The sequence below is a fragment of the Sulfitobacter sp. G21635-S1 genome (assembly GCF_027213915.1).
Lineage (GTDB): Bacteria > Pseudomonadota > Alphaproteobacteria > Rhodobacterales > Rhodobacteraceae > Sulfitobacter.
In genome coordinates, this window is the sequence record NZ_JAPWGV010000002.1 from 12,556 (window position 1) to 38,275 (window position 25,720).

Here is a 25,720-nt window from a genome sequence, read left to right on the forward strand (position 1 = left end):
GCAAGGCTTGCAATGCACCGGGAATTAACCGATTCTGCCGCATAAAACCATCCAGAGCGCAGATATGCAGTACCCCGGCCTGACCGCCATGATCAAAGACAATACCGCGAAACTGGCCAAGGGGCCGGTGGCGCTGATCATGGTCGAAGACGATGTGGAGGTGGCCACGACCCTGCGCCACCACCAGCAGGCCGGGTTTCCCAGCGTCGTCGCCCTGATGCCCGAGAGCTTCGATCTGCCCCGCGACCTGCAGGACACCGTGCTGCGGGTGGATTACAACATGAGCCTGGAAGGCGCGATGGAAACCGCCGTGAACACCGTCATCGACGCGGTGCCGGGCCAATGGCTGTATTATTGTTTCAACGCCGAATACCTGTTCCACCCCTTTTGCGAGACCCGCAATGTGATCGAGATGCTGGCGTTCCACAGCGAGGAACGCCGCGATGCGATGCTGACCTATGTCGTCGATCTATATGCCGAAGACCTGAAGCAATACCCGGACGCCGTATCGCTGGATCAGGCGCATATGGACCGCTCGGGCTATTACGCCCTGGCCCGCCCGGATGAGGACAACCACGGCCACCCCAAGGAACGGCAGCTTGATTTCTTTGGCGGTCTGCGCTGGCGCTATGAGGAACATGTGCCCGCCGTGCGCCGCAAGATCGACCGCATCGCGCTGTTCCGGGCCAAAAAGGGGCTGCGCCTGCGCTGGGACCACACTTTCAACGATGAAGAATACAATACCTATGCCTGCCCCTGGCATCACAACATCACGGCGGCCATCTGTTCGTTCCGCACTGCCAAGGCACTGAAAAGCAATCCCGGCAGCAAGTTCGAGATCGAGACCTTCAAATGGCACAACTCGGCCCCGTTCGAATGGCACTCGCGTCAGCTGCTTGACCTGGGTCTGATGGAACCGGGGCAGTGGTTCTGAGGAGATGCGATGTGTTTCCGGCAAGCATCGTGGCATGAAAATTTCGCCACAAGCGTCGCAAAGCTGACCTTGACCGCGACTTGGAGCAAGGGCCGCTGAGCGGACATTGCTGCCGTTCGCAACGAAAAGCCAAGCCGCGCATTGACGGGCCGTGGTGCGGCGATCCGACCGTCGTGACTGGCACTTTATGGCAGCCAAGCACTTCCAAGCTATCCGTGGAACATGACAGCAGCCAAATCGCCGTGCCAGGGGACGGCCCGTCATGTCGGAGACATGCCTCTGGCATGATGCGCGGCGGCCTGCGGCCTTGATTCCGCGCGAGGGCCTAGAAGAAAGGGCTCAAACCCGCAATTTGCCGCATCGCTCACGAAAATCAGCACCGCGCATCACGGTCAAATTCCTGACCGGATCAGAGTGCCAGAACAAACCTTTGTCACGCCCCCCAAAGCACCGGGAACCAGTCTTCGCGCAGTTTTTGCCCCGGCACCATGTCATGCCCTGGAAACGGCGGCGAAGTCGGGCCGGGCCGTTCCACATAGCGCGCATCGTCTCCCACCAGCCGCAGCGAAAACGCCCGCCTGCGCGCCGCGCTGGTGTTGCCCCGCGCCCCATGCAAGATGCCATAATTGAAGGCCACGGCATCGCCCGGCGCCATCTCCCATTCGCGGATATCCATGCCTTCGGCATCAGGGTCCGGCACGGGCATATAGGGTTCGGGGTCAAAAAACGCATCCCCCTTGACCCAGCGGGTCGGCAGCACCGGCTTTTCCCACAGGTGCGACCCTGCGACGCAGCGCAGCGATGCCTCGCGCACCGGATCAAGCGGTGACCAGAAGCTGACCGTCTGCTGCCCTTCGACAAAGTAATACGGCCCGTCCTGATGCCAGGGCGTGGCCATGGAGGTGCCGGGTTCCTTGACCAGAACATGATCGTGGAACACCTGCGCCGTGGCGCTTTGCATCAGCTCCGCCGCCACCCGGGCCGCGTCGGAGCCGCGGATCACATCCTCGAATTCGGGAATGCGCTGCCAGTTGCAATAATCGTCAAAGAAACGCCCGGTCTCGCCCGGTTTGTCATTGTTCGACGCATAGGGTCCGGGCTCGGCCATATTGCGTTCGACGCCGGCGCGCAGGGTGTCCACATGATCTGCAAACAACCCCTTGATCAGCACGACACCGTCGCGCTGATAGGTCTCGATCAGATCTTCGGAAAGCAGCGGATGGGTCATGGCCAGATAACCCTGAACGCGGTCAGGCCTTGCGCCGCAGGCGGATCACCACATCGACGGAGGCAATCTCGGCCCCTTCGGGGGCATCCGGCAGGTTCGAGATGATCAGCTGATCCGAGGGCGCGTCGGTCAGCTTGCCATCATCTTCCCAGTAGAAATGCGGGTGGTCATGGGTGTTGGTGTCGAAATAGCTTTTGGACCCGTCAACGGTGACTTCCTGCAAAAGCCCCGCTTCGCAAAAGGCGCGCAGCGTATTGTAGACAGTGGCAAGCGATACCGCATCGCCCTGCCCCTTGGCCGCCTCGAACAGGCTTTCGGCGGTGACATGGCGGTGCTTGCCGTCCCCCACCAGCAGACGCGCAAGTATGGCACGCTGACGCGTCGGGCGCACGCCCGCCTGCTCCAGCCATCTTGTTCCATTGTCCTGATGTGTCTGCGCCATCCCGGCCCCAATTGTCTGTTCCTCCTTCTGTACTAAGCACTTCGGGCGGGATTTTCAATTGATATTCGGAAATCGGGCAATAGGCTCGGGACCCTTGCGGCGCGCAATATCGCAATGCTAGACGGGACAGACTGGAATGACCCGAGCAGGAGAGCCGCCGCATGGCCGACTACCCCACGAGTTTCGACAAGGACGCACTGCTGAAATGCGCCGCCGGAGAATTGTTCGGCCCCGGCAATGCGCAATTGCCCGCGCCGCCGATGCTGATGATGGACCGGATTACCGATGTTTCCGGCGATGGCGGTGCCCATGGCAAGGGCCATATCACGGCCGAATTCGACATCACCCCGGATCTTTGGTTCTTCGAGTGCCATTTTCCCGGCAACCCGATCATGCCGGGCTGTCTGGGCCTTGACGGCCTGTGGCAGCTGACCGGCTTCAACCTGGGCTGGCGCGGCTGGCAGGGGCGCGGCTATGCGCTGGGTGTGGGTGAGGTCAAGCTCAAGGGCATGGTGCGCCCCGACCGCAAGATGCTGACCTACAAGATCGACTTCACCAAAGCGATCCAGACCCGCCGCCTGACCATGGGCGTGGCCGACGGCATCGTCGAGGCCGACGGCGAAGTGATCTATGAAGTCAAGGACATGAAGGTCGCGCTGAGCGAAAGCTGAGCCGCGCCGCCGCCCTGCCCCCTGCCGCCTGTGCGGCGGGGATGACAGGAAATACCGGCACGCGGCAAAGGGCCAGGGAAGGCGCCGGGCGCGCGCCCGCGATCACATCCGGCCCGCCCAATCCGGTTGCGTGTCACGACAGACCTGTCCTAAACAGAACAAAGACCATCAAAGGAGTGCGCCCATGCGCCGCGTCGTCGTCACAGGTTTGGGGATCGTCTCATCCATCGGAAACAACGCCGAAGAAGTGCTTGCCGCTCTCAAGGCGGGCACATCGGGGATCGTTGCAAGCGAGGAAATGGCCGAACACGGCTTTCGCAGCCGCATCGCCGGGACGCTCAAGATCGACGTGACCGACCACATCGACAAACGCACCCTGCGCTTCATGGGGCCGGGTGCGGCCTATGCCCATATCGCCATGGGCCAGGCGATTGCCGACGCGGGCCTGGATGAAGCCACCATCAGCAACCCCCGCACCGGTCTGATCGCGGGCTCCGGCGGGCCCTCGACCTCGGCCATGCTCACCGCGCACAACGTGGTCCGGGATACCGGCGCGACCAAGCGCATCGGCCCGTTTGCCGTGCCCAAATGCATGTCCTCGACGATCAGCGCGAACCTCAGCACCGCCTACAAGATCAAGGGCATCAACTATTCCATCACCTCGGCCTGTTCCACCTCGCTGCATTGCATCGGATCGGCGGCAGAGCAGATCATGATGGGCAAACAGGACGTGATGTTCGCCGGTGGCGGCGAAGAGCTGGACTGGACCCTGTCCTGCCTGTTTGACGCCATGGGCGCCATGAGCAGCAAGTACAACGACACGCCCGAAAAGGCCTCCCGCGCCTTTGACGCCAACCGCGACGGTTTCGTGATCACCGGCGGCGGCGGCATCGTGGTGCTGGAAGACCTGGAGCACGCGAAAGCCCGCGGCGCGAAGATCTACGCCGAGGTCACCGGCTTTGCCGCCACCTCGGACGGGCATGACATGGTCGCGCCCTCCGGCGAAGGCGGCCAGCGCGCCATGGAACTGGCGCTGGCCACCCTGCCCGAAGGCCGCAAGGTCAGCTATATCAATGCCCATGGCACCTCGACCCCCGTCGGCGATGTGGGCGAGATCGAAGCCGTGCGCCGCGTCTTTGGCCAGGGCAAGACCCCGCCGGTCAGCTCCACCAAGTCGATGACCGGCCACGGACAAGGCTCTGCCGGCGCGATGGAGGCGATCTTCTGCCTGCTGATGCTGGAACATGATTTCATCACCCCGTCGATCAACGTCGAATCGCTGGACCCCGCGCTGGACCCTGCCGAAATCGCGACCAGGCGGGTGGATAATGCAGGTCTGGATTCGGTCATGACCAACTCCTTCGGGTTTGGCGGCACCAACGGGTCGATGATCCTGTCGAAGTTTCAGGGATAGGACCGGATCATGTCGGATATGCTCAAGGGAAAACGCGGCCTCATCATGGGGGTCGCCAACGAACGCTCCATCGCATGGGGCATCGCAAAGGCGATGGCAGAGGCAGGCGCGGAACTGGCCTTCACCTATCAGGGCGAAGCCTTTGGCAGCCGGCTGAAGCCGCTTGCGGAAAGCATCGGCGCGGATTTCATGGTTGATGTGGATGTCACCGACGACGCCTCGCTCGACCGCGCATTCGACAATCTGGAGGCGCGCTGGCCGACCATCGACTTTGTGGTCCATGCGATTGCCTTTTCAGACAAATCCGAACTGACAGGCCGGTTCCTGAACACCAGCCGCGCCAATTTCAAGCATTCGCTCGACATTTCCGCCTATAGCCTCATCGAGGTGGCCCGCCGCGCCCATCCGCTGATGGTCGAGAAGGGCGGCACCCTGCTGACCCTGACCTACCAGGGATCGAACAAGGTGGTGCCGAACTACAACGTCATGGGGGTGGCAAAGGCCGCGCTGGAAAGCGCGACGCGCTATCTCGCCAATGATCTGGGCCCCGATGGCATCCGGGTGAACGCCATCTCGCCCGGCCCGATGAAAACATTGGCCGGTGCCGCGATCGGCGGGGCGCGCAAGACCTACAAGCACACCGACATGAACGCGCCTCTGCGCGCCAATGCGACGCTGGAGGCCGTGGGCGGCACGGCGGTCTACCTGGCCTCCGATGCGGGCGCCTGCACCACCGGTGAGATCATCCATGTCGATGGCGGCTTTCACGTTCTGGGAATGCCACAGGCCGAGAACCTCTGAACCCGGGCGCGCACCACGGAAGGGTCGCGCTGAAACCAAAGCGGTGCGAGAACCGGGCCTGAGACGTATTGATTGACGGAAACATAGCCCGCTTACCAGACTTTCACGCGCCTCGCGCCGAAGGTCCGGTTTGAGCCCGATCTGCGCTCTCAAAGTGACGACCTATTGCCAAAGCAAAGCTTTGGCAGCGCCCGAACCGCCCCCCGTCGCGCCAAGGTCCGGTTTGGACCCGAACTGCATGGCGCAATATGTGGATCCCCTGAAGTTCTGGCCGTCGAAAGAGGCAAGGCGTGGCCTTATCCAGACCTCCCCCCCCGCCTCAGCGCAGCACCGGTGTCTGCCAGAGCCAGATCTTCATGCCACCATGGGCCACCGGCGCGCCCTGCGGCTGCCAGGGCAGCCCTGTCGCCTTGGCCAGCGGCGGCTCGCTGGTGACCAGCCCGACACGCCAGCCCCTGAACCGGCTCAGCAGCGTCTGACCCAAAGTCCCGTAAAGCGGATAGAGCAGTTTCTTGTTGCCGATCCGCGCGCCATAGGGCGGGTTCACGATCACAAGGCCGGGGGGGCCCTCGGGCGGCATCACCTCGCCCGCCCCATGGCAGGCAAAGCTGATCCACTCCGCCACGCCTGCGCGCGCGGCATTGGCGCTGCTCATCCTTATGGCCCCCGCATCGCGGTCCGATCCGAAGAAGCGGTTTTCGGGCGGCGTGCCCGGCGCAGTGCTGCGCATTTCTTCCCAGCGCGCCGGATCGAAACTGGCAAGGTTCTCAAAGGTGAAGCTGCGGCTGCGCCCCGGGTTCAGACCCGCCGCGATCTCCGCCGCCTCGATCAGAAAGGTGCCGGAGCCGCACATCGGGTCCAGCACCGGCCCGGTGCCGTCATAGCCGCATTGCCGCAGGAAAAGCGCGGCCAGGTTCTCGCGCATCGGGGCCTTGCCCACCGCTTCCTTGTGGCCGCGCTTGTGCAAGGCCTCGCCGCTGGTGTCGAGGCTGATGGTCACCGTGTTGTCGTGGATCCGCACCTTGATGACCAGCTCGGCCTCTGCCGAGACCGTGATGCCGTGGCTTTCGCGCAGCGCCGTCTCGATCCGCTGGGTCGCGGCGCCCGCGTGATAGATTTTCGAGGCCTTGCAGGTCACCTGTACCTTCACCGGCACATCCGCACGCAGCACCTCGCCCCAGGGGAACTTGCGCGCGCGTTTGTCCAGCTGCGCCAGGTGAAAGGCCATGAACTGCCCGATGCGCACCAGCACCCGCGTGGCCCCGCGCAATTCAAGGTTCGCGCGCCAGACCTCGGGCCAGCCGCCGCTGACCGTCACGCCGCCCGGACCGGGTGCGGGCGCGGCAAAGCCTTTCTCGACGACTTCCTCAAGCAGGACGGTCTCCAGCCCCGGGGCGCAGACAAGGAAGATTTCAAAGGTGCTATCGCTGTTCATGCCCCTCCATAGGCCCAAGGACCGACATCTGCGAGGGGGGATCGGACTTTTCGAAAAGTCCGGCCCGGAAAATTCGAATTTTCCGTCCGCGTCAGAAATCAAAGGCGCGCCCTGTTTTTGCCGAATTCGGCTCGTAGAGGGCGGGCATGGACTTCTTCGAGACATACCGCCACGAGGTGCTGCAATCGCGCCGGGACCGGTCGCGCCGCGCGCTGTTCTGGTCCCGCATCCTGGGGATCGTGCTGATGCTGACCATCGCCGCCATCCTGCGGGCCGAGCCGGACCTGCGCCGGGCGCTGACCACTGCGGGCAGCGATGCGATCCTGGCCATGATGGGGCGCGATGCCGCGGCCACGCCGCAGGCCAGCCCGGCCGTGCTGCCGCAGGGCGCAGAGAACAACGCGGTTCAGGTCAGCACCCGCCCCCGCGACCGGGTCAAGGTGAACCGGCCCACCGCCGGCGCAACAGGCTCCGCGCTGGATCCGGCGGCAATGGCGAATGAAACAGGGGCGCAGCTTCAGACCCTGAAACCGCGCCCCTGAATTCCGGTTGCGGGGTCCGGCCCCGCCTGCAAGCCTCAGCCGATGCTGACAACTTCGATGTCGAACTGCAGGTCCTTGCCTGCCAGCGGGTGGTTGGCATCCAGCGTCACGGTTGCTTCGTCCACATCCACCACGGTCACCGGCAGGGCCTGCCCGTCCGGGGTCTGCATCTGCAACTGCGTGCCGATTTCAAGCGGGATGTCCGCCGGGATACCCTCGCGCGGGACAGCCTGGCGCATTTCGGGGTTCACCGCGCCATAGGCTTCGGTGCTGGGCACTTTGACCACTTTCTTTTCGCCCACGGCCATGCCCGGCAGGGCACCGTCGAGGCCCGGAATGATCTGGCCGGAGCCGACTTCGAATTCCAGCGGGTCGCGCCCTTCGGAACTGTCGAATGTGGTGCCGTCCAGCAGCGTGCCGGTGTAGTGAATAGCAACTTTATCGCCTGATTTAACCTCAGTCATGAAGATCTCCAATCTGTTCGGGAATGTATAAAAGGCCGCGTATCTGCGCGGGTGCTTCGGATTCGCGCTACCCTTTCAAAGCATGGCACGGGTGTAAACCCCCCGCGCCCGGGGCGCGCAAAGCGCCATTTCGGGTCTTTCAAGCCCGGACGCACCGTGACAATCTGCCCCCAAGCAAGGAGACCGCGCATGCCCATCACCACCTGCGTTTTCGACGCCTATGGCACGCTGTTCGATGTCGCCGCCGCCGCGCGTCAGGCCGCATCGGAACCGGCATTTACCGCGATTCGGGACGACTGGCCGGTGCTGGCAGAGCATTGGCGCAGCAAGCAATTGCAATATTCCTGGCTGCGCGCCGTCACCGGGGCGCATGAGGATTTCTGGATTGTCACCCAGAACGGATTGGACTGGGCGCTGGAAAAAACCGGCCACGCGGGCGATCCCGCCCTGCGCGAAAGGCTGCTGGCGCTTTACTGGGAATTGCAGGCCTATCCGGAAGTCCCTGCGATGCTTGCCGCATTGAAACAGGGCGGGATGAACACCGCGATCCTCTCCAACGGATCCCCCGCGATGCTGCAGGGCGCGGTCGACAGCGCCGGGATCGGCGATCTGCTGGATGTCTCGCTCTCGGTGGAAAGTGTCGGCATCTTCAAGCCCGACGCCTCGGTCTATGATCTGGTGGGCAAACATTTCGGTTGCGCGCGCGACGAGGTACTGTTTGTTTCCTCCAACGGCTGGGACGCGGCGGCGGCAACCGGCTATGGCTTTGTCACCGCCTGGGTCAACCGTGGCGGAGAGCCGCTGGACCGCCTGCCCTGGACCCCTGTGCACCGGCTGCAAGACCTGACCGGCATCCCGGCACTGGCGGGCCTGTGATGGGGAAATTCACCACGTCCGACGGGTTGTCCCTGCATTACACCGACGAAGGCGAGGGCCTGCCGATCCTCTGCCTTGCGGGGCTCACCCGTACCGGTGCCGATTTCGACTATGTCGCCCCGCATCTGGCGGGCAACCGGCTGATCCGGCTGGATTATCGCGGGCGCGGGCAATCCGGTTTCGATCCCGACTGGCGGAATTACACCCTGCCCGTCGAATGCCGCGACGTGCTGGAACTGCTGGCGCATCTGGGTCTCGACAAGGTGGCGATCCTGGGCACCTCGCGCGGCGGGCTGAATGCCATGGGGCTGGCAGCGGGGGCAAAGGACCGCCTGCTGGGCGTGGCGCTGAACGATGTGGGCCCCTTCATCGACCCGGCGGGGCTGGATTTCATCATGGGTTACATCGGGCGCAACCCGGCGGCAAAAACCCATGCGGAAGCCGCCGCCGCCATGGCCCGCGCCTTTCCCGAATTCGAAGGCGTGCCCGAAAGCCGCTGGCTGGAAGAGGCGCAAAAACACTATGTGCAGGACGCCGAAGGGCTGAAGATCACCTATGATCCGCAGATGCGCAAAGCGGTTGAGGCGGCGATGGGCCAGCCCGCGCCCGACCTCTGGCCCTTCTTCGATGCCATGGCGGGCCTGCCGCTGGCATGCATCCGGGGTGCCGCGTCAAACCTGCTGAGCGCCGAGACCCTGGCCGAAATGCAAAAACGCCGTCCCGACATGATCACCGCCGTGGTGCCGGGGCGCGGCCATGTTCCCTTTCTGGATGAACCGGAGGCGATTGCCGCCCTGAAAGAATGGATAGGAAAACTGTCATGAACATCGAGATGATCCGCGCCGCTGCCCAGCGCCTGGAGGGTCAGGCGCGGCGCACCCCGCTGCTGTCATCGCCCTTTCTGGACGAGATCGCGGGCCGCCGTCTCTGGGTGAAGCCGGAATGCCTGCAGCACACCGGCAGCTTCAAGTTTCGCGGCGCCTACAACGCGCTGGCGGCGATGGATGCGCAGGTGCGCAAGCGCGGGGTGATCGCCTTTTCCTCGGGCAACCACGCGCAGGGTGTGGCGCTGGCCGCGCGGATGCATGGCGTGCCCGCCGTCATCATCATGCCCGCCGACAGCCCCGCGCTGAAACTGGCGAACACCGCCGCCCTGGGGGCCGAGGTCATCACCTATGACCGCGCCACCGAAGACCGCGACGAGATCGGCGAAAGGCTCAGCGCGGAGCGTGGTCTGACGCTGGTCAAACCCTTCGACGAACCGCAGGTGATCGCGGGGCAAGGCACCTGCGGGCTTGAGATTGCACAGCAGGCGGCGGAACAGGGGATCGAGACCGCCGATGTCATTGTCTGTTGCGGCGGCGGCGGCCTGACCAGCGGCATCGCACTGGCGCTGGAGGCCGAAGCGCCGGGGCTGCGGGTGCGCCCGGCAGAACCTGCGGGGTTTGACGATGTGTCGCGGTCACTCGTCTCCGGGCGGATCGAGCGCAACGCGCAGGGTTCGGGCAACATCTGTGACGCGATCCTCACGCCGCAGCCGGGCAATATCACCTTCCCTATTCTCAGCCGCCTCTGCGGTCCCGGCCTTGTGGTGACCGAGGAGGAGGCGCTGGCGGCGATGGGTCAGGCCTTCAACCGGCTCAAGCTGGTGGCGGAACCCGGTGCTGCGGTGGCACTGGCTGCCGCGCTCTACCGCGCAGATCAGATCGCGGGGGAGGACGTGATTGTCACCATTTCCGGCGGCAATGTGGACCCCGCCATGTTTGCCCGGGCGCTCGCCACCCTATGACCGCTTTCACGATCGCCAGTTTCAACGTCAAGAACCTGATCGGGCCGGACAAGGAATATTACCGGTTCCAGTCCTACACGCCCGAGGAATACGCCTGGAAAGAGGATTGGCTGGCCGACCAGATCGCCACGCTGAATGCCGATGTGATCGGCTTTCAGGAAATTTTTGAAGAGGACCCCCTGCGCGCCACCATCACCCGCGCCGACCGTTATGGCATGGACAGCAATGCTGCCAGCCTGCCGGGCGCGGACAAGCGCTATCGCCACCGGGCGATTTTCGACCGGCTGGCCTACCGCGATTACGGCAATGCCGCGCTGGCCTTTGCGCCCAATGTGCATGACGGGGCGCCGGGCCAGCGCCGCCCCGGTGTGGCGGTGTTGTCGCGCCTGGGGTTTGCCGAAGAGCCGCAGATCATTCAGGTGCTGGACCGGCCCTTGCAGATCCCCTTTCAGACCTTCGGCGGCGACGAGGGCGGCCAATTCACCATCCACAAGCTGAGCCGCCCCATCCTGAAGGTACAAGTGCCGGTGGCAGGGCGGGTCATCACCGTTTTCAACTGCCACCTGAAATCGAAACTGGGCGAATACATCCGCCCGGAGGAGGCCGAATTCGCGCCGGAGGCCGACCTGACGCAGTATGATCCCATTGGCCGCGCGCTGGGTGCGGCCCGTGCCGCGATGCGCCGCATGGCCGAGGCCTGGGTGCTGCGCGGCGCCATCGTTCAGGAGCTGCGCGCAGGCAACCCGGTGATCGTGCTGGGGGATTTCAACGATGGCGAACATGCCGTCAGCACCGAGATCATCACCGGCGAAGTCCCCTTCAGGAACTATGCCTGGATGCTGCGCCATGATGCACAGCATCGCGGCGACCGTTATACCGAAGCCGAAAGCGCTCAGATCACTGAAGACATCGAAGCGCTGCGGCTGCATCCGGCGGAAAAGCTCTTTGTGCGCAAATCCCTGCGCGACATGGTCTATACGGCGGCCTTCGGCGGCAACTACGAGAGTATTGACCAAATCATGCTGTCGCGGCATTTCCTGCCGGACTGGAAGGGGCATATCGGCGAAATGACCTATTTCAGCGTGTTGAACGACCACCTGACCGATGGCAGCCACCCCGAGGCGCCCTATAACAAGCTGGCCTCGGATCATGGGCAGATCATGGCCACCATAGAACTGAACGGAGACCCTTGATGAAGATTTTCGATACCGGCGACGTGCGCCTGCATTACCGTGTGGACGGCCCCGAAGACGGCGCGCCGGTGGTCTTTGCCAATTCGCTGGGCACCGACATGCGGCTTTGGGATCCGGTTCTGCCGATGCTGCCTGAAGGGCTGCGGATCATCCGCTATGACAAGCGCGGGCATGGGCTGTCTTCCTGCCCGCCTGCGCCCTATTCGATGGGCGCGCTGATCACGGATGTCGAACGGCTGCTGGATTTCCTCGGCGTCCGGCAATGCGTCTTTGTGGGCCTCTCCATCGGCGGCATGATCGGCCAGGGGCTGGCGACCAAGCGGCTGGACCTGGTCCGCGCCATGGTGCTGAGCAACACCGCCGCCAAGATCGGCAACCCGGATATGTGGGCCGAACGCATCGCCACCGTGGAGAAAGACGGCATCGAAAGCCTGGCCGATGCGGTGATGGAACGCTGGTTCGCCGCCGATTTCCGCGCCCGGCCGGAACTAGAACTCTGGCGCAACATGCTGGTGCGCGGCGAGGATGCCGGATACGCGGGCTGTTGCGCCGCGATTTCCGGCACCGATTTCTACACGCCCACCGCCTCCCTGCGCCTGCCGCTGCTGGGCATCGCAGGCTCCGAGGACGGCTCCACCCCGCCCGATCTGGTGCGCGAAACCATTGACCTTGTCCCCGGCTCGAAATTCCACCTGATCCGCAAGGCAGGCCACCTGCCCTGCGTGGAACAGCCCCGGGAATATGCCGGCGTGCTCAGTGATTTTCTGAAAGGGGTCGGACATGTCTGACACATCCACTCTGCCGGAGGGCCAGTTCTGATGGCGGCCTCGGTTTTCGATTCACCGCTTTTCGCGCAATTGTTCAACCCCGGCGAGACCGGTCGGCTGTTCACCGACAGCGCGGCGCTGCGCGCGATGCTGCTGGTCGAAGGGGCGCTGGCCAAGGTTCAGGGCGCGCAGGGTGTGATCCCCGAAATCTCCGCCGCCGCAATCCACCGCGCATCGCTGGAAATTGCCGTGGATCCGGGGGCGCTGGGGGCCAGCACCGGGCAGAACGGCGTGCCGGTGCCGGGCCTCGTGGCGGCCTTCAGGGCCGAGATGAACGCACCGGAACATGCGCAATACGTCCATTGGGGGGCCACCAGTCAGGACATCGTCGATACCGGGCTGATGCTGCGCCTGCGGCAGGCCCTGGCGCTGGCCGAAGCGGACCTGCGCCATATCCTCAAGGCGCTGGGGCAGAAAGCGGCGGAACATGCGCATCAGCCGATGCCCGCCCGCACCTATGGCCAATACGCCACGCCCACCACATGGGGCGCCGTGCTGGCCCAGTTCGGAACGCCGCTGCTGGACGCGCTGGCCGGGCTGGATCACCTGTGCAAGACCTCGCTCTGGGTGTCGCTCTCCGGCGCCTCCGGCACCGCCTCGGCACTGGGCCATGACGCAGCGGCGACTCGCGCCGGTCTGGCAAAGGCCCTGGGCCTGCATGACCCGCAGCGGTCCTGGCACACCGACCGCACGCCGATCCTGCGCATCGCGGACTGGCAGGGTCAGGTCATGGCAGCGCTTGCGCATATGGGCCAGACCCTGATCGCCTTGTCGGGCAGCGACACGCAGGAAATCTCGCTCGGCTCCGGCGGGGCCTCCTCGACCATGCCGCAAAAGCAGAACCCGGTGGCCCCCTCGGCCATGGTGGCGCTGGGGCATCAGTTCACCGGCCTGCGCAGCAGCCTGCAATCCGCCGCCGCCCACCAGCACCAACGTGACGGCGCCGCATGGTTCGCCGAATGGATGGCGGTGCCGCAGCTGTCGCTGTCGCTGGCCGCTGCCCTCGGACATGCCAGGGAATTGGCCGACGGATTTGTCCCCCGCCCGGTCCGGATGCAATCCAACCTTGAAAGCGGGCTGGGCCTGATCCACGCCGAGGCCCTCAGCTTTGCCCTGGCCGAGATCATGCCGCGCCCCGAGGCACAGAAGGTCACCAAGGCGCTTTGCCTCGACGCGCTGGACAAACGCACCTCGCTGGAAACACTGGCGCTCGCCGATTACCCCCAGCTTGACCGCGCGGTCTTTGCCCCCGGCTCCGGCACCGGCGACGCCAGCAGGCAGGCGGAACGCTTTGCCGCACGGACCCAGTCGCTCTGACGCGGATGCGGCCCGCCGTCGTCTTCATCATGCTGACCGTGATGATCGATGCCATCGGCATCGGTCTGATGGTCCCGGTGATGCCGGATCTGATCCGCGAAGTACGCGGCGGCACATTGGGCGAAGCGGCGCTTTGGGGCGGCCTGCTGGCCACCAGCTTTGCGGTGATGCAGTTTCTCTGCGGCCCCGCGCTAGGCAGCCTTTCCGACCGCTTTGGCCGGCGGCCCGTCCTGCTGATATCGCTTCTGGTCATGGCAGCCGATTACGTGGTCATGGCGCTGGCGGGCAGCATCTGGCTGCTGCTGGCAGGCCGGATCGTCGGTGGCATCACCGCCGCCACCCAGAGCACCGCAACCGCCTATATGGCCGATGTTTCCGCCCCCGGCGAGCGCACCCGCAACTTTGGCCTGATCGGGGCCAGCTTTGGCGCGGGATTTGTGCTGGGGCCGCTGATCGGCGGCGTGCTGGCCGAATACGGCACCCGCGCGCCGTTCTGGGCCGCGGCGGGGCTTGCCAGCGGCAATGTCCTGCTGGGCTGGGTGGTGCTGCGTGAAACCGTCCGCCCGGAGAACCGCCGTGCCTTCGACTGGCGGCGCGCGAACCCTCTGGGCGTGGTGCGCCAGCTGGGCCACCTGCCCGGCCTGCGGCAATTGCTGCTGGTCTATTTCCTCTATCACGTGGCCTTTGCGGTCTATCCTTCGGTCTGGTCCTACTTTGGCCAGGAGCGTTTCGGCTGGACACCCGCCGTCATCGGCCTGTCACTGGGTGTCTTCGGCGCGGTAATGGCGCTGGTGCAGGGCGGCGCGATCCGGCTGGCGCTGCACTGGTTCGGGGAGCGCGGCACCGTCGTGCTGGGTCAGGTCTTTGCCATTGCCGCCTATGGCACGCTGGGGATCATCTCTTCCGGGCCGCTGGCATTGGCCCTGACACCGCTGGCGGCACTTGCCGGGGTGATCCCGCCTGCCCTGCAGGGCATCATGTCACAACGGGTCGCCGCCAATGCCCAGGGCGAATTGCAGGGCGCGCTGACCTCTGCCGCCTCGCTGGCGATGATCCTCTCTCCCCTGGCCATGACCTGGACCTTTGCCACTTTCGCCCAGCGCGACACTGCGCATTATCTGCCCGGCGCGCCCTTCCTGGTGGCCATGTGCCTCTCTGTTACGGCACTCTTGCTGTTCATCCGTCCCGCTGTGCGAACCGACGCAACGTAAAGCGACACTCCCCGCCGCTTCCACGGTTGCGCCGCACCGCAGTTCCGGGTCAGGCTGCCGCCCAGAGACCACGCCACTTGCCCCGGAAAGGATTTTACCCGTGCAAATGATCAAAGCCGCCGTCGCCCATGAATTCGGTGCTCCCCTCGTGATCGAAGAGGTGCAGCTGCGCGCGCCCGAGGGCAGCGAAGTCGAAGTGACGCTGGATGCGGTCGCGATCTGCCACTCCGACATTTCCTATGCCGAAGGGGCCTGGGGCGGCACATTGCCTGCGGTCTATGGCCACGAGGCGGCGGGCCGCGTATCGGCGGTTGGGGCCAATGTGCGGGGTCTCGAGGCGGGCGACAGTGTTGTCGTCACCCTGATCCGCGCCTGCGGCGCCTGCCCCAGCTGCGCCAGCGGCAGCCCGACGGTCTGCGAAACCCCCTATGACGGCGACAAGGGCCCGCTGAAGACGGCAGACGGCGGCACGCTGCATCAGGCCATGGCCTCGGGCGCATTTGCCGAAAAGGTCGTGGTCGAACAATCCCAGGTGGTCAAGGTCAGCCCTGACATCCCCAAGGAAGCCGCCGCCCTGATCGCCTGCGGCGTGATCACCGGGGTTGGTGCCGTGGTCAATGCGGCAGGTCTGCGCGCCGGTCAGGACGTTGTGGTGATCGGTGCAGGCGGCGTGGGGCTGAACGCCATCCAGGGCGCACGCATCGCAGGCGCGCGGCGCATCGTCGCCGTGGACATGAGCGAAGAGAAACTGGCCGTGGCAAAGGAATTCGGTGCCACCGACGGCGTGCTGGCCAGCGGGCCCAAGCCCTGGCGCGCGGCGCAAAAGGCGATGGGCCGCGGCGCTGACGCGGTCATCGTCACCGTGGGCGCGATCCCTGCCTATGACGCGGCACCGCGTTATCTGGCGGGCGGTGGCAAGGTGATCATGGTGGGCATGCCCCATTCCGGCGCAATGTCCTCTTACGAACCGGTGACCATGGCCTTCATGGGACAGGGCATGGTCGGCTCCAAGATGGGCGATGTGGTAATCCAGCGCGACATCCCCTGGATGGTGGACCTCTACCTTCAGGGGCGTCTGAAACTGGACGAGCTGATCTCCGGGCGCTGGTCGCTGGAGCAGATCAACGAGGCGATTGCCGATACCAAGGGTGGTGCCGCGCGGCGGAACGTGATCCTGTTCGACAGGTAACGCCCGGGTGGCCTGCCCCCCGGGGTACTTCGGACATAAAGAAGGATTGAAGGCATGAAGCTGGCCGATCTGGACATCATCGTGACCGCGCCCCCGGCCCCGGGCTGGGGGGGGCGCTACTGGATCCTGGTGAAGGTGACGACGGATACCGGCATCACCGGCTGGGGCGAATGCTATGCCGCCTCTGTCGGCCCGGAGGCCATGCGCGCGGTGATCAAGGATGTCTTCGAGCATCACATGGCCGGGGAGAACCCCGAAAACATCGAGCTGATGTTCCGGCGGGTCTATTCCAGCGGTTTCACCCAGCGGCCCGACCTGACGGTCATGGGGGCCTTTTCGGGGCTGGAGATTGCCTGCTGGGACATCCTGGGCAAGGACCGCGACCGCCCGGTGCATGCGCTGATCGGCGGGCGGATGAACGACAGGGTCCGCGCCTATACCTATCTCTACCCCCTGCCCCAGCACAGCCTGGCCGATTTCTGGACCTCACCCGGGATGGCGGCCGAAGCCGCCGCCGATTGTGTCGCGCGCGGCTATACGGCGGTGAAGTTCGACCCCGCCGGGCCCTATACCCTGCGCGGCGGCCATATGCCCGCGATGAGCGACATCAGCCAGTCCGTCGCATTCTGCGCCGCGATCCGCGCGGCAGTGGGCGACAAGGCGGATCTGCTTTTCGGCACCCATGGCCAGTTCACCACCGCAGGCGCGATCCGGCTGGGCCAGGCCATCGCGCCCTATTCCCCGCTCTGGTACGAAGAACCGGTGCCGCCCGACAATGTCGCTCAGATGGCGCAGGTGGCCGGTGCCGTGGGCATCCCCATCGCCACGGGCGAAAGGCTGACGACAAAGGCCGAATTCGCGCCCGTCCTGCGGGCCGGGGCGGCGGCGATCCTGCAACCGGCACTGGGCCGGTCCGGCGGCATCTGGGAGACCAGGAAAATCGCCGCCATGGCAGAGGTCTATAACGCCCAGATGGCACCGCATCTCTATGCAGGGCCGGTGGAATGGGCGGCCAACATCCAGTTCGCCGTCTCCATCCCCAACCTGCTGATGGCCGAAACCATCGAAACCCCGTTTCATGACGCGTTGATCAAGGGCAGCATCCGGGTGGAAGACGGCTTTATCCCCGCGCCCACCGCCGCCGGCCTCGGCATCGAGGTGGACGAGGAACTGGCCCGCGCCCATCCCTATACCGGCACCGGCCTGCATCTGGAAATGCAGGAAGCGCCCTGCGACTATGTGAATGGCAATAATTTCGAAGGGGGCGCACCCGCCCCGCGCGACCAAAGCGTCTGACGAATTACCTGAAGCATCAGAGATCACGTGACGCGTTGAAATCTATGATTTCAGGCAGCGTCAGGTGATTGTGGTTTTTCGCATGACGCAACAGGATCAGAGTTCCGCTTCCGGCCCGGTTGGCTGCAATGCGCCGACAGCCGCGAAATGCGCATGCCTGAGCGCCTCGGTATCACCGGCAGAGCTGCGCGGCGCGACCTGGCTCAGCACCTGAACCAGCACACCATTCAGCGCGGCATAGCTGTGCAACACGGTTGTCGCCTTCTTCGGACCCGCAAGGCGATAGGTCAAAGTGCCAAAAGGCGCGCCATTGATCGACCGGCTGTCCAGATCGACAAATTCGAAGTCCTGCCCGACCGCCCCGGCGCGCGCATTGATCATCTCGATGATCCGCGCCTCGATCGCCTGCTGGGTGGCGGCAATCGTGCCGTCCTTTTCGGCCAGAACCTTGGAAATGAAGCCATCAGGATGCAGCCAATAGCTGATCCCCATGCTCTGCCCCTTGTCGATGCGCATGAAATCTTCGCCCGCGCAGAAGTTCAGCCCCGGCCCGGCGCGGCTGCATGCCGGATGGCCATCAGCCGCCAGGACCGGCTGGACACAAACGGAAAGAAGACAGGCGGCAAAAAAATTTCGAAACATGGGAACTCCTGTTGCGCTTTGCGCGTTAAAGCTAACCCGCGAGCGTTTTCAAAAGCAAAACACGACTGCAATATTCCGTTCACAATCCGGTTTGATGCCCAAATATGGTGCAAAAATGCCCCGGCGGCACTCTCCGTTGTTGTGATTCCTCAACAAAACAGCGCCCGGCGGGGCCGGAGGCTGCGCCATGCCAGCGGGCATGGGGTCATTCTCTTTTTGGCAGGAAATATCCGGAGGGGGAGTTTGAGGGGGAGGAACGCCCCCTCAATCCGGTGCTTTGCAGCGTCCCGCCTTTGACCTGATACACTCCGTATCGCCGATGTCCCGAGAGCGCGAAGCGCGGCAGGATATCGGCGATTCAAATTTAAGGCGGGGCGCTTTAAAAGAACGCCTGCAAGCCGGTCTGCGCACGGCCCAGGATCAGGGCATGCACGTCATGGGTGCCTTCGTAGGTGTTCACGGTCTCCAGGTTCATCATGTGACGGATCACCTGGAATTCGCCGGAAATGCCGTTGCCGCCGTGCATGTCACGAGCGTGGCGCGCGACATCCAGCGCCTTGCCGCAGTTGTTGCGCTTGACGATGGAGACCATCTCGGGCGCCGCATTGGCCTGATCCATCAGACGGCCCACCTGCAGCGAGCCTTGCAGGCCCAGCGAGATTTCGGTCATCATGTCGGCCAGTTTCTTCTGGAACAATTGCGTCTGCGCCAGGGGCTTGCCGAACTGCTTGCGGTCCAGCCCGTATTGGCGTGCCGCGTGCCAGCAGAATTCCGCCGCCCCCATGGCACCCCAGGAAATGCCGTAACGCGCACGGTTCAGGCAGCCGAACGGCCCCTTGAGCCCCTGCACATGCGGCAGCAGCGCCTCTTCGCTCACTTCCACACCGTCCATGACAATCTCACCGGTGATCGAGGCGCGCAGCGACAGTTTGTTGCCGACCTTGGGCGCGCTCAGCCCCTTCATGCCCTTCTCAAGCACGAAGCCGCGGATCTTGCCGTCGTGTTCATCGGATTTCGCCCAGACAACAAAGACATCGGCGATGGGCGCGTTGGAGATCCACATCTTGGAGCCGGTCAGCTTGTAGCCGGTGGCGGTCTTGACCGCGCGGGTCTTCATCCCGGCGGGGTCGGAACCGGCATCGGGCTCGGTCAGGCCGAAACAGCCGATCCATTCGCCGGTGCAGAGCTTGGGCAGGTACTTCTTGCGCTGCGCCTCTGACCCATAGGCATAGATCGGATACATCACCAGGCTGGATTGCACGGACATCATCGACCGATAGCCGGAATCCACCCGTTCCACCTCACGCGCGACCAGCCCGTAAGAGACATAGCCGCTGCCCAAGCCGCCGTATTCCTCGGGGATGGTGATGCCCAGCAGGCCCATCTCACCCATTTCGCGGAAGATTTCCGGATCGGTTTCCTCGTTGGCAAAGGCGTCGATGACGCGGGGCTGCAGTTTTTCCTGGGCATAGGCATGCGCGGAATCGCGGATCATCCGCTCGTCTTCGGTCAGCTGGCTGTCCAGACGGAACGGGTCGGTCCAGTCAAAGGTGCCCAGATCGGGGGCATCCTTGGCGCGCAGGATTGGGGCTTCGGCGTTCATGGCAGTTCCTCCATTGGGGGGTGCGGTTGCGCGCAGTATTGCAAAAACGGCCCTGAATGACTATCGCTGCTTTGTCCTGCATATATGAGAAAAAGTCATAGATGATCGCCCCCCGCCGCTTCCTGCCGTCGATCTCTGCCCTGCTTGCCTTCGAGGCGGTGGCGCGGCTGGGCGCGGCCACCCGCGCGGCAGAGGAACTGTCGCTGACGCAATCCGCGATCAGCCGGCAGCTCAAGACGCTGGAAGCGCAACTTGGCGTCGAACTGCTGACCCGGCAGGGCCGGCAGCTTGTCCTGACCGAAGCCGGACAAACCTATGTCCGCCACGTCCGTGACATCCTGCACCGTCTGGCGCAGGCCAGCGTGGCGGCGCGGACCAACCCCCTGGGCGGCGCGCTGAACCTGTCGATCCTGCCCGCATTCGGGATGCATTGGCTGGCCCCCCGCCTGCGCGATTTCGCCCGCAGCCATCCGGAAGTCACCGTGAACCTCTCCACCCGGCTGAAACCCTATGCGATCGAGGACAGCACCTTTGACGCCGCGATCCATTTCGGGCGCGAGGACTGGCCCGGCGTCAGCTACCTGCCGCTGATGCCCGAAACCGTGGTGCCCGTCTGCGCCCCCGACCTGATGCAGGCGCCGGTGCATGACGCGGCAGAGATGCTGAACCACCCCCTGCTGCATCTGGAAACGCGACCAAAAGGCTGGGCGCGCTGGCTGGCCGCCCTGGGCGTTGAAGCGGAGCCGCCCGCGGGCATGGTTTTTGATCAGTTTTCCACCATGGCGCAGGCGGCGATCCATGGGCTGGGCGTGGCGCTGCTGCCAACCTTCTTTGCCGATCCCTATCTGCGCGACGGGCAGTTGATCCTGGCCTCCGACCAGACCACCCAGAGCATCGGCAGCTACTATCTGGTCTGGCCCCGGGACCGCGACACCGGCGCGGCACTTGGCTCCTTCATCACCTGGCTCGCGGCCCAGGCCGGACAGGCCGAGGAATGAAGCGCTCCGCCTTTACCTGAAACCTTCGTCATCCCCGCTTGAAATCATGGATTTCAGGCGACCTCGGGTCATTCAGACCGAAGCCCAAACCATTGGCTTTACGCATTACGCATTACACTTTCGACTTTTGCCGCCTGCTCCCTGCTCCCCTCACTTGCAGACATGTCATGCAAGACCTGTCATTTTTGACATGTCTTACATGACATGTCGTCGGTTGCGGAACGGCGCGCAGAGGCGTTTTTCGTAACGTTGAAATCCCTGATTTCAGGCAAGGTTGCGTGAGTCAGGCTTTGCGCGGGACGGTTTGGGAGCAGGACGCCGGTCAGGAACTTATCGCGCCCTGCCTTGAACCTGCATCGCCAATACCCTGCCACGCTACGCGCTCTCCGGACAGTGGCGATGTGATCTGCCCCGGGTCAAAGGCGGGACGCTGCAACAGGGGCACAAAGCGGCAATTCGCCAAATTTATGCCGCATTTACCTTCTAAGCAAATTTATCCGTAACCGGGTGGGGCCGTTACAAGGAGCACTTCGATGCTTACATCATTCTGCAAAGGCGCCTGCGCAATTGCCGCTGCCAGCACGCTTTGGGCCGGTGCGGCCCAGGCCGACAACCAATCCGTGCTGATCGTGGAAGGGTCCTATTTCCCTTCGACCATCTACGCAAAGCCCGGTGACAATGTCATTTTCACCAACCAGAGCGGCCAGGTTCAGCACCTCTCCGGCCCCGAGGATACATGGACATCCGGCCCGATCGAAGTGGATGCGACCTATCGCCTGAACCTGACCCATGCGACCCCCCTGACCTTCACCAACGGTGAAGACGGCGAAGGCCTGATGGAAGGCGAGATTTCATATGATCCCGCCCCGCTGAACGACTGAGATCAAAGACGACCCCGCAAAGGGCCGCGTGACAGTGACGCGGCCCTTTTCTGCGTTCAGATTTCTTCGATCAGTTCCGGCCCTTCGGCGCGATTGGAATTGACGGCACGGTCCACCCGATGCCAGGTCAGCAGATCATCGGCTGCGGGCACCATCAGGGTTGCCGCCCCCTTGCCCGCCTCGCCAAGCCAGAGCGGCCAGTCCGCCGCCTCGATGATGACCGGCATGCGGTGATGGATCGCCCGCATCGGATCATTTGCGGCGCAGGTCACCACCGCACATGTCCGCAGCCCCTCATCAGTCTCCGCGCGCCAGTCCTGCCAGATCGCGGCCAGGGCCAGGGGCGCCCCGTCGCGCCGGGTGATGTACCAGGGGTCACGCCCCCCTTCCGCATCCTTGGTCCATTCATAGAACCCTGACGCCACGACAAGCCCCCGCCGTTCCCGCGCCGCCGCGCCAAAGGCAGGCTTTTCGGCAATCGTCTCGGCCCGGGCGTTGATCAGCAAGGGACCATCGCCCGGTTTCTTGTACCATCGGGGGATGAACCCCCAGCGCATCGCGCCCAGCCTTCGCGGCCCACCGCCACTGCCAGTGACAATATGGACCTGGTTCGTCGGGCAGACATTATACTGCGGCACCTTCGGCAGGTTGTTGGCCGGCGTCGCCGCAAAGAGCCGCACCATGGCATCATGGGGCAAGGTCACTGCAATCCGTCCGCACATCTGCTGTCCTTTCCGGCCGTCACCGGCCTTGAGCCTGTCCTGCGCCCCGAAAACCTGCAAAAGCGGCGGTGCCCGGATAATCGCAGACCCCACCTGTAAAAGGCGGCGCATATCTGGCAAGCTTCGGGCAATTGGCCATAGGATATCAAGTGATGATCAGACAATTCCTGCCCGTCAGCGCGCTTCTGCTTGGCTCCGCCTTCCTGCTCTTTGCAGGCGGAATCAACGGGTTGATCCTGCCCGTGCGCGGCACGATCGAAGGGTTCTCGGCCATTTCGCTGGGGCTGTTGGGCACCGGCTGGGCCGTGGGATATGTGTCGGGCTGCATCATGACGCCGCCGCTGGTGGCGCGGGTGGGCCACATCCGGGCCTTTGGCGCGATGGCCGCGATTGCGGCGATTTCCATGCTGGCCAGCGCCATCCAGATCACCCCCTGGGCCTGGATCGTGCTGCGCGGCGTCTGCGGTTTCTGCTTCGCCGGGGCGGCGATGATCGTGGAAAGCTGGCTGAGCGAGCAATCCACCCCGGACACCCGTGGCCGCATTTTCGGGGTCTACACAATGGTCAACCTCGCGGCGAGCACGGCAGGATCACTGATGCTGACGGTGGGGGACCCCTCGGGCTTCCTGTTCTTTGCCCTGGCGGCGATCTTCTATTGCATGGCGCTGGTGCCGACCGCGCTCAGCTCCTCCTCCTCCCCCGCGCCGCTGGTCACCGTAAAGCTCAACCTCGCGGCGCTGTGGCGCAATTCGCCCGTCGCGGTCTTTGCGGTCTTCTGGGTTGGTGTCTCCAACGCCGCCTTTGGCACGCTGGCGGCGGTCTATGCGCAGAACGTGGGGCTGGTCCTGGCGGCGGTGTCCTTTTTCATCTCGATCCCGATCCTCGCGGGGGCCATCATCCAGATGCCCGTGGGGCTGATGTCCGACAGGATGGACCGCCGCAAGGTGCTGGTCGGCGTGGCGGCGCTGGCGCTGGTGGCCGACCTTGGGTTTATCCTGCTGGCCCCGCAGGGGCGGATGATGAACCTGACATTGGCCGCGCTGCTGGGCGGCTCGATCTATGCGATGTATCCGGTGATCGTGGCCCATGCCAATGACCACGCCGAACCCGGCACGGCGATCCAGATCTCGGGCGGGCTGCTGCTGACCTTCGGCATCGGCTCGATCATCGGGCCGACGGTGGCGGGCCTTGCCATGGCCGAGATCGGGATCCGCGCGCTGTTCATGACCACGGCGGTCTCGCACGGGGTAGTGATCCTTTACACGCTCTGGCGGATCTCCAAGCGCGAGGCGGTGGCCGATGCGGAGAAGTCCAGCTTTCAGCCCCTCAACGCGGGCCGCACCTCTGCCCTGCAGACGGCCGAGGCCGCGCAGCAGCCGTCGGAACCGGCACAGGCCGCGCGCTGACCCCGCCGTCCGGGCGGTGACGATTTTTTTGAAAAAATCGGCCCGGACTTTTCGAAAAGTCCGGCGCCCGGAGGCAAAGGAAAAGGCGCGGCCGGGACCGGTCGCGCCTTTCCGTACTCAGGGCTTATGCCTTACTTTACCGTTATGCGCCCGTCGGTATAGGGCTTGTAGGGCGCATTCGCCGCCAGGTAGTCGGCGGTCACATCGGCCAGATCGGGGCCGAAGTCATAGGCGTTCATTGCCGACTTGAACATGTCATAGCCGTCGCCACCGTTGCGCACATAGTTGTTGGAGACCACGCCATAGGTCTTGCCCATGTCCAGCGGTTCCCCCCCGACCATCACGTCGCTGACCCGGCTGCCCGGTTCGGCACTGGCATCAAAGGCAAAGGTGATGCCCGCAACCTGCGGGAAACGGCCCGCGCCTTCCTCGACCTGGCTGACACCGTTTTCCAGCGCCGCCTTCAGGGTTTCACCACTCACCTGGAAGGTGGACAGGGTGTTCTGGAACGGCAGGACCGTCAGCACCTCGCCCATGGTCACATCGCCCGCGTCGATGGAGGCACGGATGCCGCCGCCGTTCTGGATCGCCACGTCAATGCCCTGATCGGCCACCCGCGCCAGCATGGCGTCGGCAATCAGGTTGCCCATGGTGCATTCCTGGGACCGGCAGACCTCGCGGTCGCCGCCGATGGCTTCATCCGTATGGGCAACGACCTTGCTGCGGATCTCCTCCAGCGGTGCCGCCGCTTCGCTGATGCGCGCGACAGTGCCCTCGTCCTCGGTCACCGCGGCATCCATGATCAGCGGCTCGCCGCTGGCCTCGGTCACATTGCCTTCATCGTCGAAAGTCACGTTCAGCTCGCCCAGGAACTTGCCATAGGCATAGGCCTGCACAATGGCGGTATTGCCCACCATGGTCGGATATGGCCCCTCGGCACGGTCATTGGTGTTGCTCAGCAGCGTGTTGGAATGGCCGCCTACAATCACGTCCACGCCGGTGGTTTCAGCGGCAACGCGCTGGTCCACGCCGTAGCCGGAGTGCGACAGCACGATGATCTTGTTCACGCCCTCGGCGGTCAGCTTGTCCACCTCGCCCTGCACCGCAGCAACGGGGTCGGAAAAGGTGATGTTCTCACCGGGGCTTGCCAGCTCATCCGTATCTTCCGGCGTCAGCCCGATCAGGCCCAGCTTTTCACCGCCCCTTTCGATGATGGTGGATTTCGGCAGCTTGCCCGCAAGCAGCGGCTCCGCCGAGACATCGGCGTTGGACATCAGGATCGGAAAGTCGATCGTGTCCATGAAGCCTTTCAGAACCTCGGGCCCGTCGTCGAATTCGTGGTTGCCCACCGTCATCGCGTCATAGCCCATCTTGTTCATCATCTCGGCCGCCAGCGCGCCCTTGTAATAGGTATAGAACAGCGTCCCCTGAAACTGGTCGCCGCCATCCACCAGGATCGAGTTGTTGGACCGCGCACGGGCCTCGGTGATCGCTGTCATCAGCCGGGCGGAACCGCCAAAGCAGTCGCCTGCGGTATTGTCTTCGGCACCACAGGGACCGTCATATTTGCTGATCGGCTCGAACCGCGCGTGAAAGTCATTGGTGTGAAGAATGGTAAGCTGATAGTCGGCGGCAGCCGCACCGGCCGTCAGGCCCAGCGCTGCAACGCTTGTCAAGAATCGTTTCATTGCTTTTCCCCAGTTGGAACAGATGGCAGCATGGTGGCCTGCGCCCTTGCGACTGTCAAAGCGCTTGTGCGCGGCATGCCGTTGGGTCAAGCGACGCCGGCGGCAATGCCCTGCTCTGTTCCCGATGAAGCGCGGGCATTGGGGTCCGGAC

At 64.2% G+C, this 25,720-nt stretch carries 25 protein-coding genes; 17 read left to right on the forward strand and 8 right to left on the reverse strand.

The features are described from left to right. Positions 1-64 precede the first annotated feature (64 nt). Positions 65-934 (forward strand): hypothetical protein, encoded by an 870-nt coding sequence (locus O4H53_RS02285; RefSeq protein WP_269361081.1) that lies wholly within the window; start codon positions 65-67, stop codon positions 932-934. A 433-nt stretch (positions 935-1,367) separates the two neighbouring features. Here the strand turns inward: O4H53_RS02285 and O4H53_RS02290 are convergent, their stop codons facing one another. Next, positions 1,368-2,162 carry a phytanoyl-CoA dioxygenase family protein gene (locus O4H53_RS02290; RefSeq protein WP_269361083.1) on the reverse strand — a complete coding sequence of 265 codons (795 nt, stop codon included), beginning with the start codon at positions 2,160-2,162 and terminating at the stop codon, positions 1,368-1,370. A 22-nt stretch (positions 2,163-2,184) separates the two neighbouring features. Then, on the reverse strand, positions 2,185-2,604 hold the full coding sequence (gene irrA / locus O4H53_RS02295) for an iron response transcriptional regulator IrrA (RefSeq protein WP_269361085.1): 420 nt from the start codon (positions 2,602-2,604) through the stop codon (positions 2,185-2,187). A 161-nt stretch (positions 2,605-2,765) separates the two neighbouring features. On the opposite strand from irrA, the gene fabA reads away from it, so the two are divergent. The 3 genes from fabA to O4H53_RS02310 all read left to right on the forward strand — a co-directional run bounded on the left by fabA (position 2,766) and on the right by O4H53_RS02310 (position 5,490). Further along, entirely contained in the window at positions 2,766-3,275 is a 510-nt protein-coding gene (gene fabA / locus O4H53_RS02300) for a bifunctional 3-hydroxydecanoyl-ACP dehydratase/trans-2-decenoyl-ACP isomerase (protein WP_067287173.1), read from the forward strand. 184 nt (positions 3,276-3,459) lie between these two features. Further along, positions 3,460-4,689, forward strand: a complete 1,230-nt coding sequence (fabB, locus tag O4H53_RS02305) for a beta-ketoacyl-ACP synthase I (RefSeq protein WP_269361087.1) — start codon at positions 3,460-3,462, stop codon at positions 4,687-4,689. 9 nt (positions 4,690-4,698) lie between these two features. Beyond that, the gene (locus O4H53_RS02310; RefSeq protein WP_269361088.1) at positions 4,699-5,490 is read left to right on the forward strand and encodes an enoyl-ACP reductase FabI; all 792 of its coding nucleotides are present in this window, start codon (positions 4,699-4,701) and stop codon (positions 5,488-5,490) included. Positions 5,491-5,809: 319 nt separating this feature from the next. Here the strand turns inward: O4H53_RS02310 and O4H53_RS02315 are convergent, their stop codons facing one another. Further along, positions 5,810-6,925: a THUMP domain-containing class I SAM-dependent RNA methyltransferase gene (locus tag O4H53_RS02315; protein WP_269361090.1), complete on the reverse strand. Its 1,116-nt coding sequence runs from the start codon at positions 6,923-6,925 to the stop codon at positions 5,810-5,812. Between the two features lie 146 nt (positions 6,926-7,071). On the opposite strand from O4H53_RS02315, the gene O4H53_RS02320 reads away from it, so the two are divergent. Beyond that, a complete protein-coding gene (locus O4H53_RS02320; RefSeq protein WP_269361092.1) occupies positions 7,072-7,467 on the forward strand; it encodes a hypothetical protein in 396 nt (131 codons plus the stop codon). A 35-nt stretch (positions 7,468-7,502) separates the two neighbouring features. Here the strand turns inward: O4H53_RS02320 and O4H53_RS02325 are convergent, their stop codons facing one another. Next, positions 7,503-7,931: an FKBP-type peptidyl-prolyl cis-trans isomerase gene (locus O4H53_RS02325; protein ID WP_114275354.1), complete on the reverse strand. Its 429-nt coding sequence runs from the start codon at positions 7,929-7,931 to the stop codon at positions 7,503-7,505. A gap of 189 nt (positions 7,932-8,120) precedes the next feature. On the opposite strand from O4H53_RS02325, the gene O4H53_RS02330 reads away from it, so the two are divergent. The 9 genes from O4H53_RS02330 (at position 8,121) to O4H53_RS02370 (ending at position 17,629) form a co-directional block, all read left to right on the forward strand. After that, a complete protein-coding gene (locus O4H53_RS02330) occupies positions 8,121-8,807 on the forward strand; it encodes a haloacid dehalogenase type II (RefSeq protein ID WP_269361095.1) in 687 nt (228 codons plus the stop codon). Next, the gene (locus O4H53_RS02335; protein ID WP_269361096.1) at positions 8,807-9,631 is read left to right on the forward strand and encodes an alpha/beta fold hydrolase; all 825 of its coding nucleotides are present in this window, start codon (positions 8,807-8,809) and stop codon (positions 9,629-9,631) included. Before O4H53_RS02330 ends, O4H53_RS02335 begins: the two co-directional genes overlap by 1 nt. Then, positions 9,628-10,596 carry a threonine ammonia-lyase gene (locus O4H53_RS02340; protein ID WP_269361097.1) on the forward strand — a complete coding sequence of 323 codons (969 nt, stop codon included), beginning with the start codon at positions 9,628-9,630 and terminating at the stop codon, positions 10,594-10,596. The genes O4H53_RS02335 and O4H53_RS02340 overlap by 4 nt, the downstream gene beginning before the upstream one ends. Continuing rightward, positions 10,593-11,789 (forward strand): endonuclease/exonuclease/phosphatase family protein, encoded by a 1,197-nt coding sequence (locus tag O4H53_RS02345; RefSeq protein WP_269361099.1) that lies wholly within the window; start codon positions 10,593-10,595, stop codon positions 11,787-11,789. Before O4H53_RS02340 ends, O4H53_RS02345 begins: the two co-directional genes overlap by 4 nt. Next, positions 11,789-12,577 carry a 3-oxoadipate enol-lactonase gene (gene pcaD / locus O4H53_RS02350; RefSeq protein WP_269361101.1) on the forward strand — a complete coding sequence of 263 codons (789 nt, stop codon included), beginning with the start codon at positions 11,789-11,791 and terminating at the stop codon, positions 12,575-12,577. The genes O4H53_RS02345 and pcaD overlap by 1 nt, the downstream gene beginning before the upstream one ends. 30 nt (positions 12,578-12,607) lie before the next feature. Continuing rightward, a complete protein-coding gene (locus tag O4H53_RS02355) occupies positions 12,608-13,933 on the forward strand; it encodes a lyase family protein (RefSeq protein ID WP_269361103.1) in 1,326 nt (441 codons plus the stop codon). Positions 13,934-13,938: 5 nt separating this feature from the next. Next, positions 13,939-15,144, forward strand: coding sequence for a TCR/Tet family MFS transporter (locus tag O4H53_RS02360; RefSeq protein WP_269361105.1), 1,206 nt, complete (start codon positions 13,939-13,941; stop codon positions 15,142-15,144). 100 nt (positions 15,145-15,244) lie between these two features. Next, a complete protein-coding gene (locus O4H53_RS02365; RefSeq protein WP_269361107.1) occupies positions 15,245-16,333 on the forward strand; it encodes a zinc-binding dehydrogenase in 1,089 nt (362 codons plus the stop codon). A gap of 54 nt (positions 16,334-16,387) precedes the next feature. After that, positions 16,388-17,629 carry a mandelate racemase/muconate lactonizing enzyme family protein gene (locus O4H53_RS02370; protein ID WP_269361108.1) on the forward strand — a complete coding sequence of 414 codons (1,242 nt, stop codon included), beginning with the start codon at positions 16,388-16,390 and terminating at the stop codon, positions 17,627-17,629. Positions 17,630-17,725: 96 nt separating this feature from the next. On the opposite strand, the gene O4H53_RS02375 is transcribed toward O4H53_RS02370, so the two are convergent. Both O4H53_RS02375 and O4H53_RS02380 read right to left on the reverse strand, forming a co-directional pair. Beyond that, entirely contained in the window at positions 17,726-18,271 is a 546-nt protein-coding gene (locus O4H53_RS02375; RefSeq protein WP_269361109.1) for a hypothetical protein, read from the reverse strand. A gap of 379 nt (positions 18,272-18,650) precedes the next feature. Further along, positions 18,651-19,874, reverse strand: coding sequence for an acyl-CoA dehydrogenase (locus tag O4H53_RS02380; protein WP_269361110.1), 1,224 nt, complete (start codon positions 19,872-19,874; stop codon positions 18,651-18,653). 101 nt (positions 19,875-19,975) lie between these two features. Here O4H53_RS02380 and O4H53_RS02385 point away from each other — a divergent pair, with 101 nt between their 5' ends. Both O4H53_RS02385 and O4H53_RS02390 read left to right on the forward strand, forming a co-directional pair. Next, positions 19,976-20,872 (forward strand): LysR substrate-binding domain-containing protein, encoded by an 897-nt coding sequence (locus O4H53_RS02385; protein ID WP_269361111.1) that lies wholly within the window; start codon positions 19,976-19,978, stop codon positions 20,870-20,872. Positions 20,873-21,405: 533 nt separating this feature from the next. Then, positions 21,406-21,753 (forward strand): hypothetical protein, encoded by a 348-nt coding sequence (locus tag O4H53_RS02390; protein ID WP_269361112.1) that lies wholly within the window; start codon positions 21,406-21,408, stop codon positions 21,751-21,753. 56 nt (positions 21,754-21,809) lie between these two features. On the opposite strand, the gene O4H53_RS02395 is transcribed toward O4H53_RS02390, so the two are convergent. Next, positions 21,810-22,475, reverse strand: coding sequence for an SOS response-associated peptidase (locus O4H53_RS02395; RefSeq protein WP_269361597.1), 666 nt, complete (start codon positions 22,473-22,475; stop codon positions 21,810-21,812). Positions 22,476-22,627: 152 nt separating this feature from the next. Here O4H53_RS02395 and O4H53_RS02400 point away from each other — a divergent pair, with 152 nt between their 5' ends. Further along, on the forward strand, positions 22,628-23,881 hold the full coding sequence (locus O4H53_RS02400; protein ID WP_269361113.1) for an MFS transporter: 1,254 nt from the start codon (positions 22,628-22,630) through the stop codon (positions 23,879-23,881). A gap of 131 nt (positions 23,882-24,012) precedes the next feature. Here the strand turns inward: O4H53_RS02400 and O4H53_RS02405 are convergent, their stop codons facing one another. Further along, entirely contained in the window at positions 24,013-25,569 is a 1,557-nt protein-coding gene (locus O4H53_RS02405; RefSeq protein WP_269361115.1) for a bifunctional metallophosphatase/5'-nucleotidase, read from the reverse strand. Positions 25,570-25,720 lie beyond the last annotated feature (151 nt).

Bases quoted from the DNA above. Each gene is read 5' to 3' on its own strand.
- O4H53_RS02345 (WP_269361099.1), top strand. From the start codon at position 10,593: ATGACCGCTTTCACGATCGCCAGTTTCAACGTCAAGAACCTGATCGGG.
- O4H53_RS02285 (WP_269361081.1), top strand. From the start codon at position 65: ATGCAGTACCCCGGCCTGACCGCCATGATCAAAGACAATACCGCGAAA.
- O4H53_RS02310 (WP_269361088.1), top strand. From the start codon at position 4,699: ATGTCGGATATGCTCAAGGGAAAACGCGGCCTCATCATGGGGGTCGCC.
- O4H53_RS02290 (WP_269361083.1), bottom strand. From the start codon at position 2,162: ATGACCCATCCGCTGCTTTCCGAAGATCTGATCGAGACCTATCAGCGC.
- fabB (WP_269361087.1), top strand. From the start codon at position 3,460: ATGCGCCGCGTCGTCGTCACAGGTTTGGGGATCGTCTCATCCATCGGA.
- O4H53_RS02390 (WP_269361112.1), top strand. From the start codon at position 21,406: ATGCTTACATCATTCTGCAAAGGCGCCTGCGCAATTGCCGCTGCCAGC.
- O4H53_RS02385 (WP_269361111.1), top strand. From the start codon at position 19,976: ATGATCGCCCCCCGCCGCTTCCTGCCGTCGATCTCTGCCCTGCTTGCC.
- O4H53_RS02340 (WP_269361097.1), top strand. From the start codon at position 9,628: ATGAACATCGAGATGATCCGCGCCGCTGCCCAGCGCCTGGAGGGTCAG.
- O4H53_RS02395 (WP_269361597.1), bottom strand. From the start codon at position 22,475: ATGTGCGGACGGATTGCAGTGACCTTGCCCCATGATGCCATGGTGCGG.
- O4H53_RS02375 (WP_269361109.1), bottom strand. From the start codon at position 18,271: ATGTTTCGAAATTTTTTTGCCGCCTGTCTTCTTTCCGTTTGTGTCCAG.
- O4H53_RS02315 (WP_269361090.1), bottom strand. From the start codon at position 6,925: ATGAACAGCGATAGCACCTTTGAAATCTTCCTTGTCTGCGCCCCGGGG.
- O4H53_RS02370 (WP_269361108.1), top strand. From the start codon at position 16,388: ATGAAGCTGGCCGATCTGGACATCATCGTGACCGCGCCCCCGGCCCCG.
- fabA (WP_067287173.1), top strand. From the start codon at position 2,766: ATGGCCGACTACCCCACGAGTTTCGACAAGGACGCACTGCTGAAATGC.
- O4H53_RS02380 (WP_269361110.1), bottom strand. From the start codon at position 19,874: ATGAACGCCGAAGCCCCAATCCTGCGCGCCAAGGATGCCCCCGATCTG.
- irrA (WP_269361085.1), bottom strand. From the start codon at position 2,604: ATGGCGCAGACACATCAGGACAATGGAACAAGATGGCTGGAGCAGGCG.
- O4H53_RS02335 (WP_269361096.1), top strand. From the start codon at position 8,807: ATGGGGAAATTCACCACGTCCGACGGGTTGTCCCTGCATTACACCGAC.
- O4H53_RS02320 (WP_269361092.1), top strand. From the start codon at position 7,072: ATGGACTTCTTCGAGACATACCGCCACGAGGTGCTGCAATCGCGCCGG.
- O4H53_RS02360 (WP_269361105.1), top strand. From the start codon at position 13,939: ATGCGGCCCGCCGTCGTCTTCATCATGCTGACCGTGATGATCGATGCC.
- O4H53_RS02330 (WP_269361095.1), top strand. From the start codon at position 8,121: ATGCCCATCACCACCTGCGTTTTCGACGCCTATGGCACGCTGTTCGAT.
- O4H53_RS02325 (WP_114275354.1), bottom strand. From the start codon at position 7,931: ATGACTGAGGTTAAATCAGGCGATAAAGTTGCTATTCACTACACCGGC.
- O4H53_RS02355 (WP_269361103.1), top strand. From the start codon at position 12,608: ATGGCGGCCTCGGTTTTCGATTCACCGCTTTTCGCGCAATTGTTCAAC.
- O4H53_RS02405 (WP_269361115.1), bottom strand. From the start codon at position 25,569: ATGAAACGATTCTTGACAAGCGTTGCAGCGCTGGGCCTGACGGCCGGT.
- O4H53_RS02400 (WP_269361113.1), top strand. From the start codon at position 22,628: ATGATCAGACAATTCCTGCCCGTCAGCGCGCTTCTGCTTGGCTCCGCC.
- pcaD (WP_269361101.1), top strand. From the start codon at position 11,789: ATGAAGATTTTCGATACCGGCGACGTGCGCCTGCATTACCGTGTGGAC.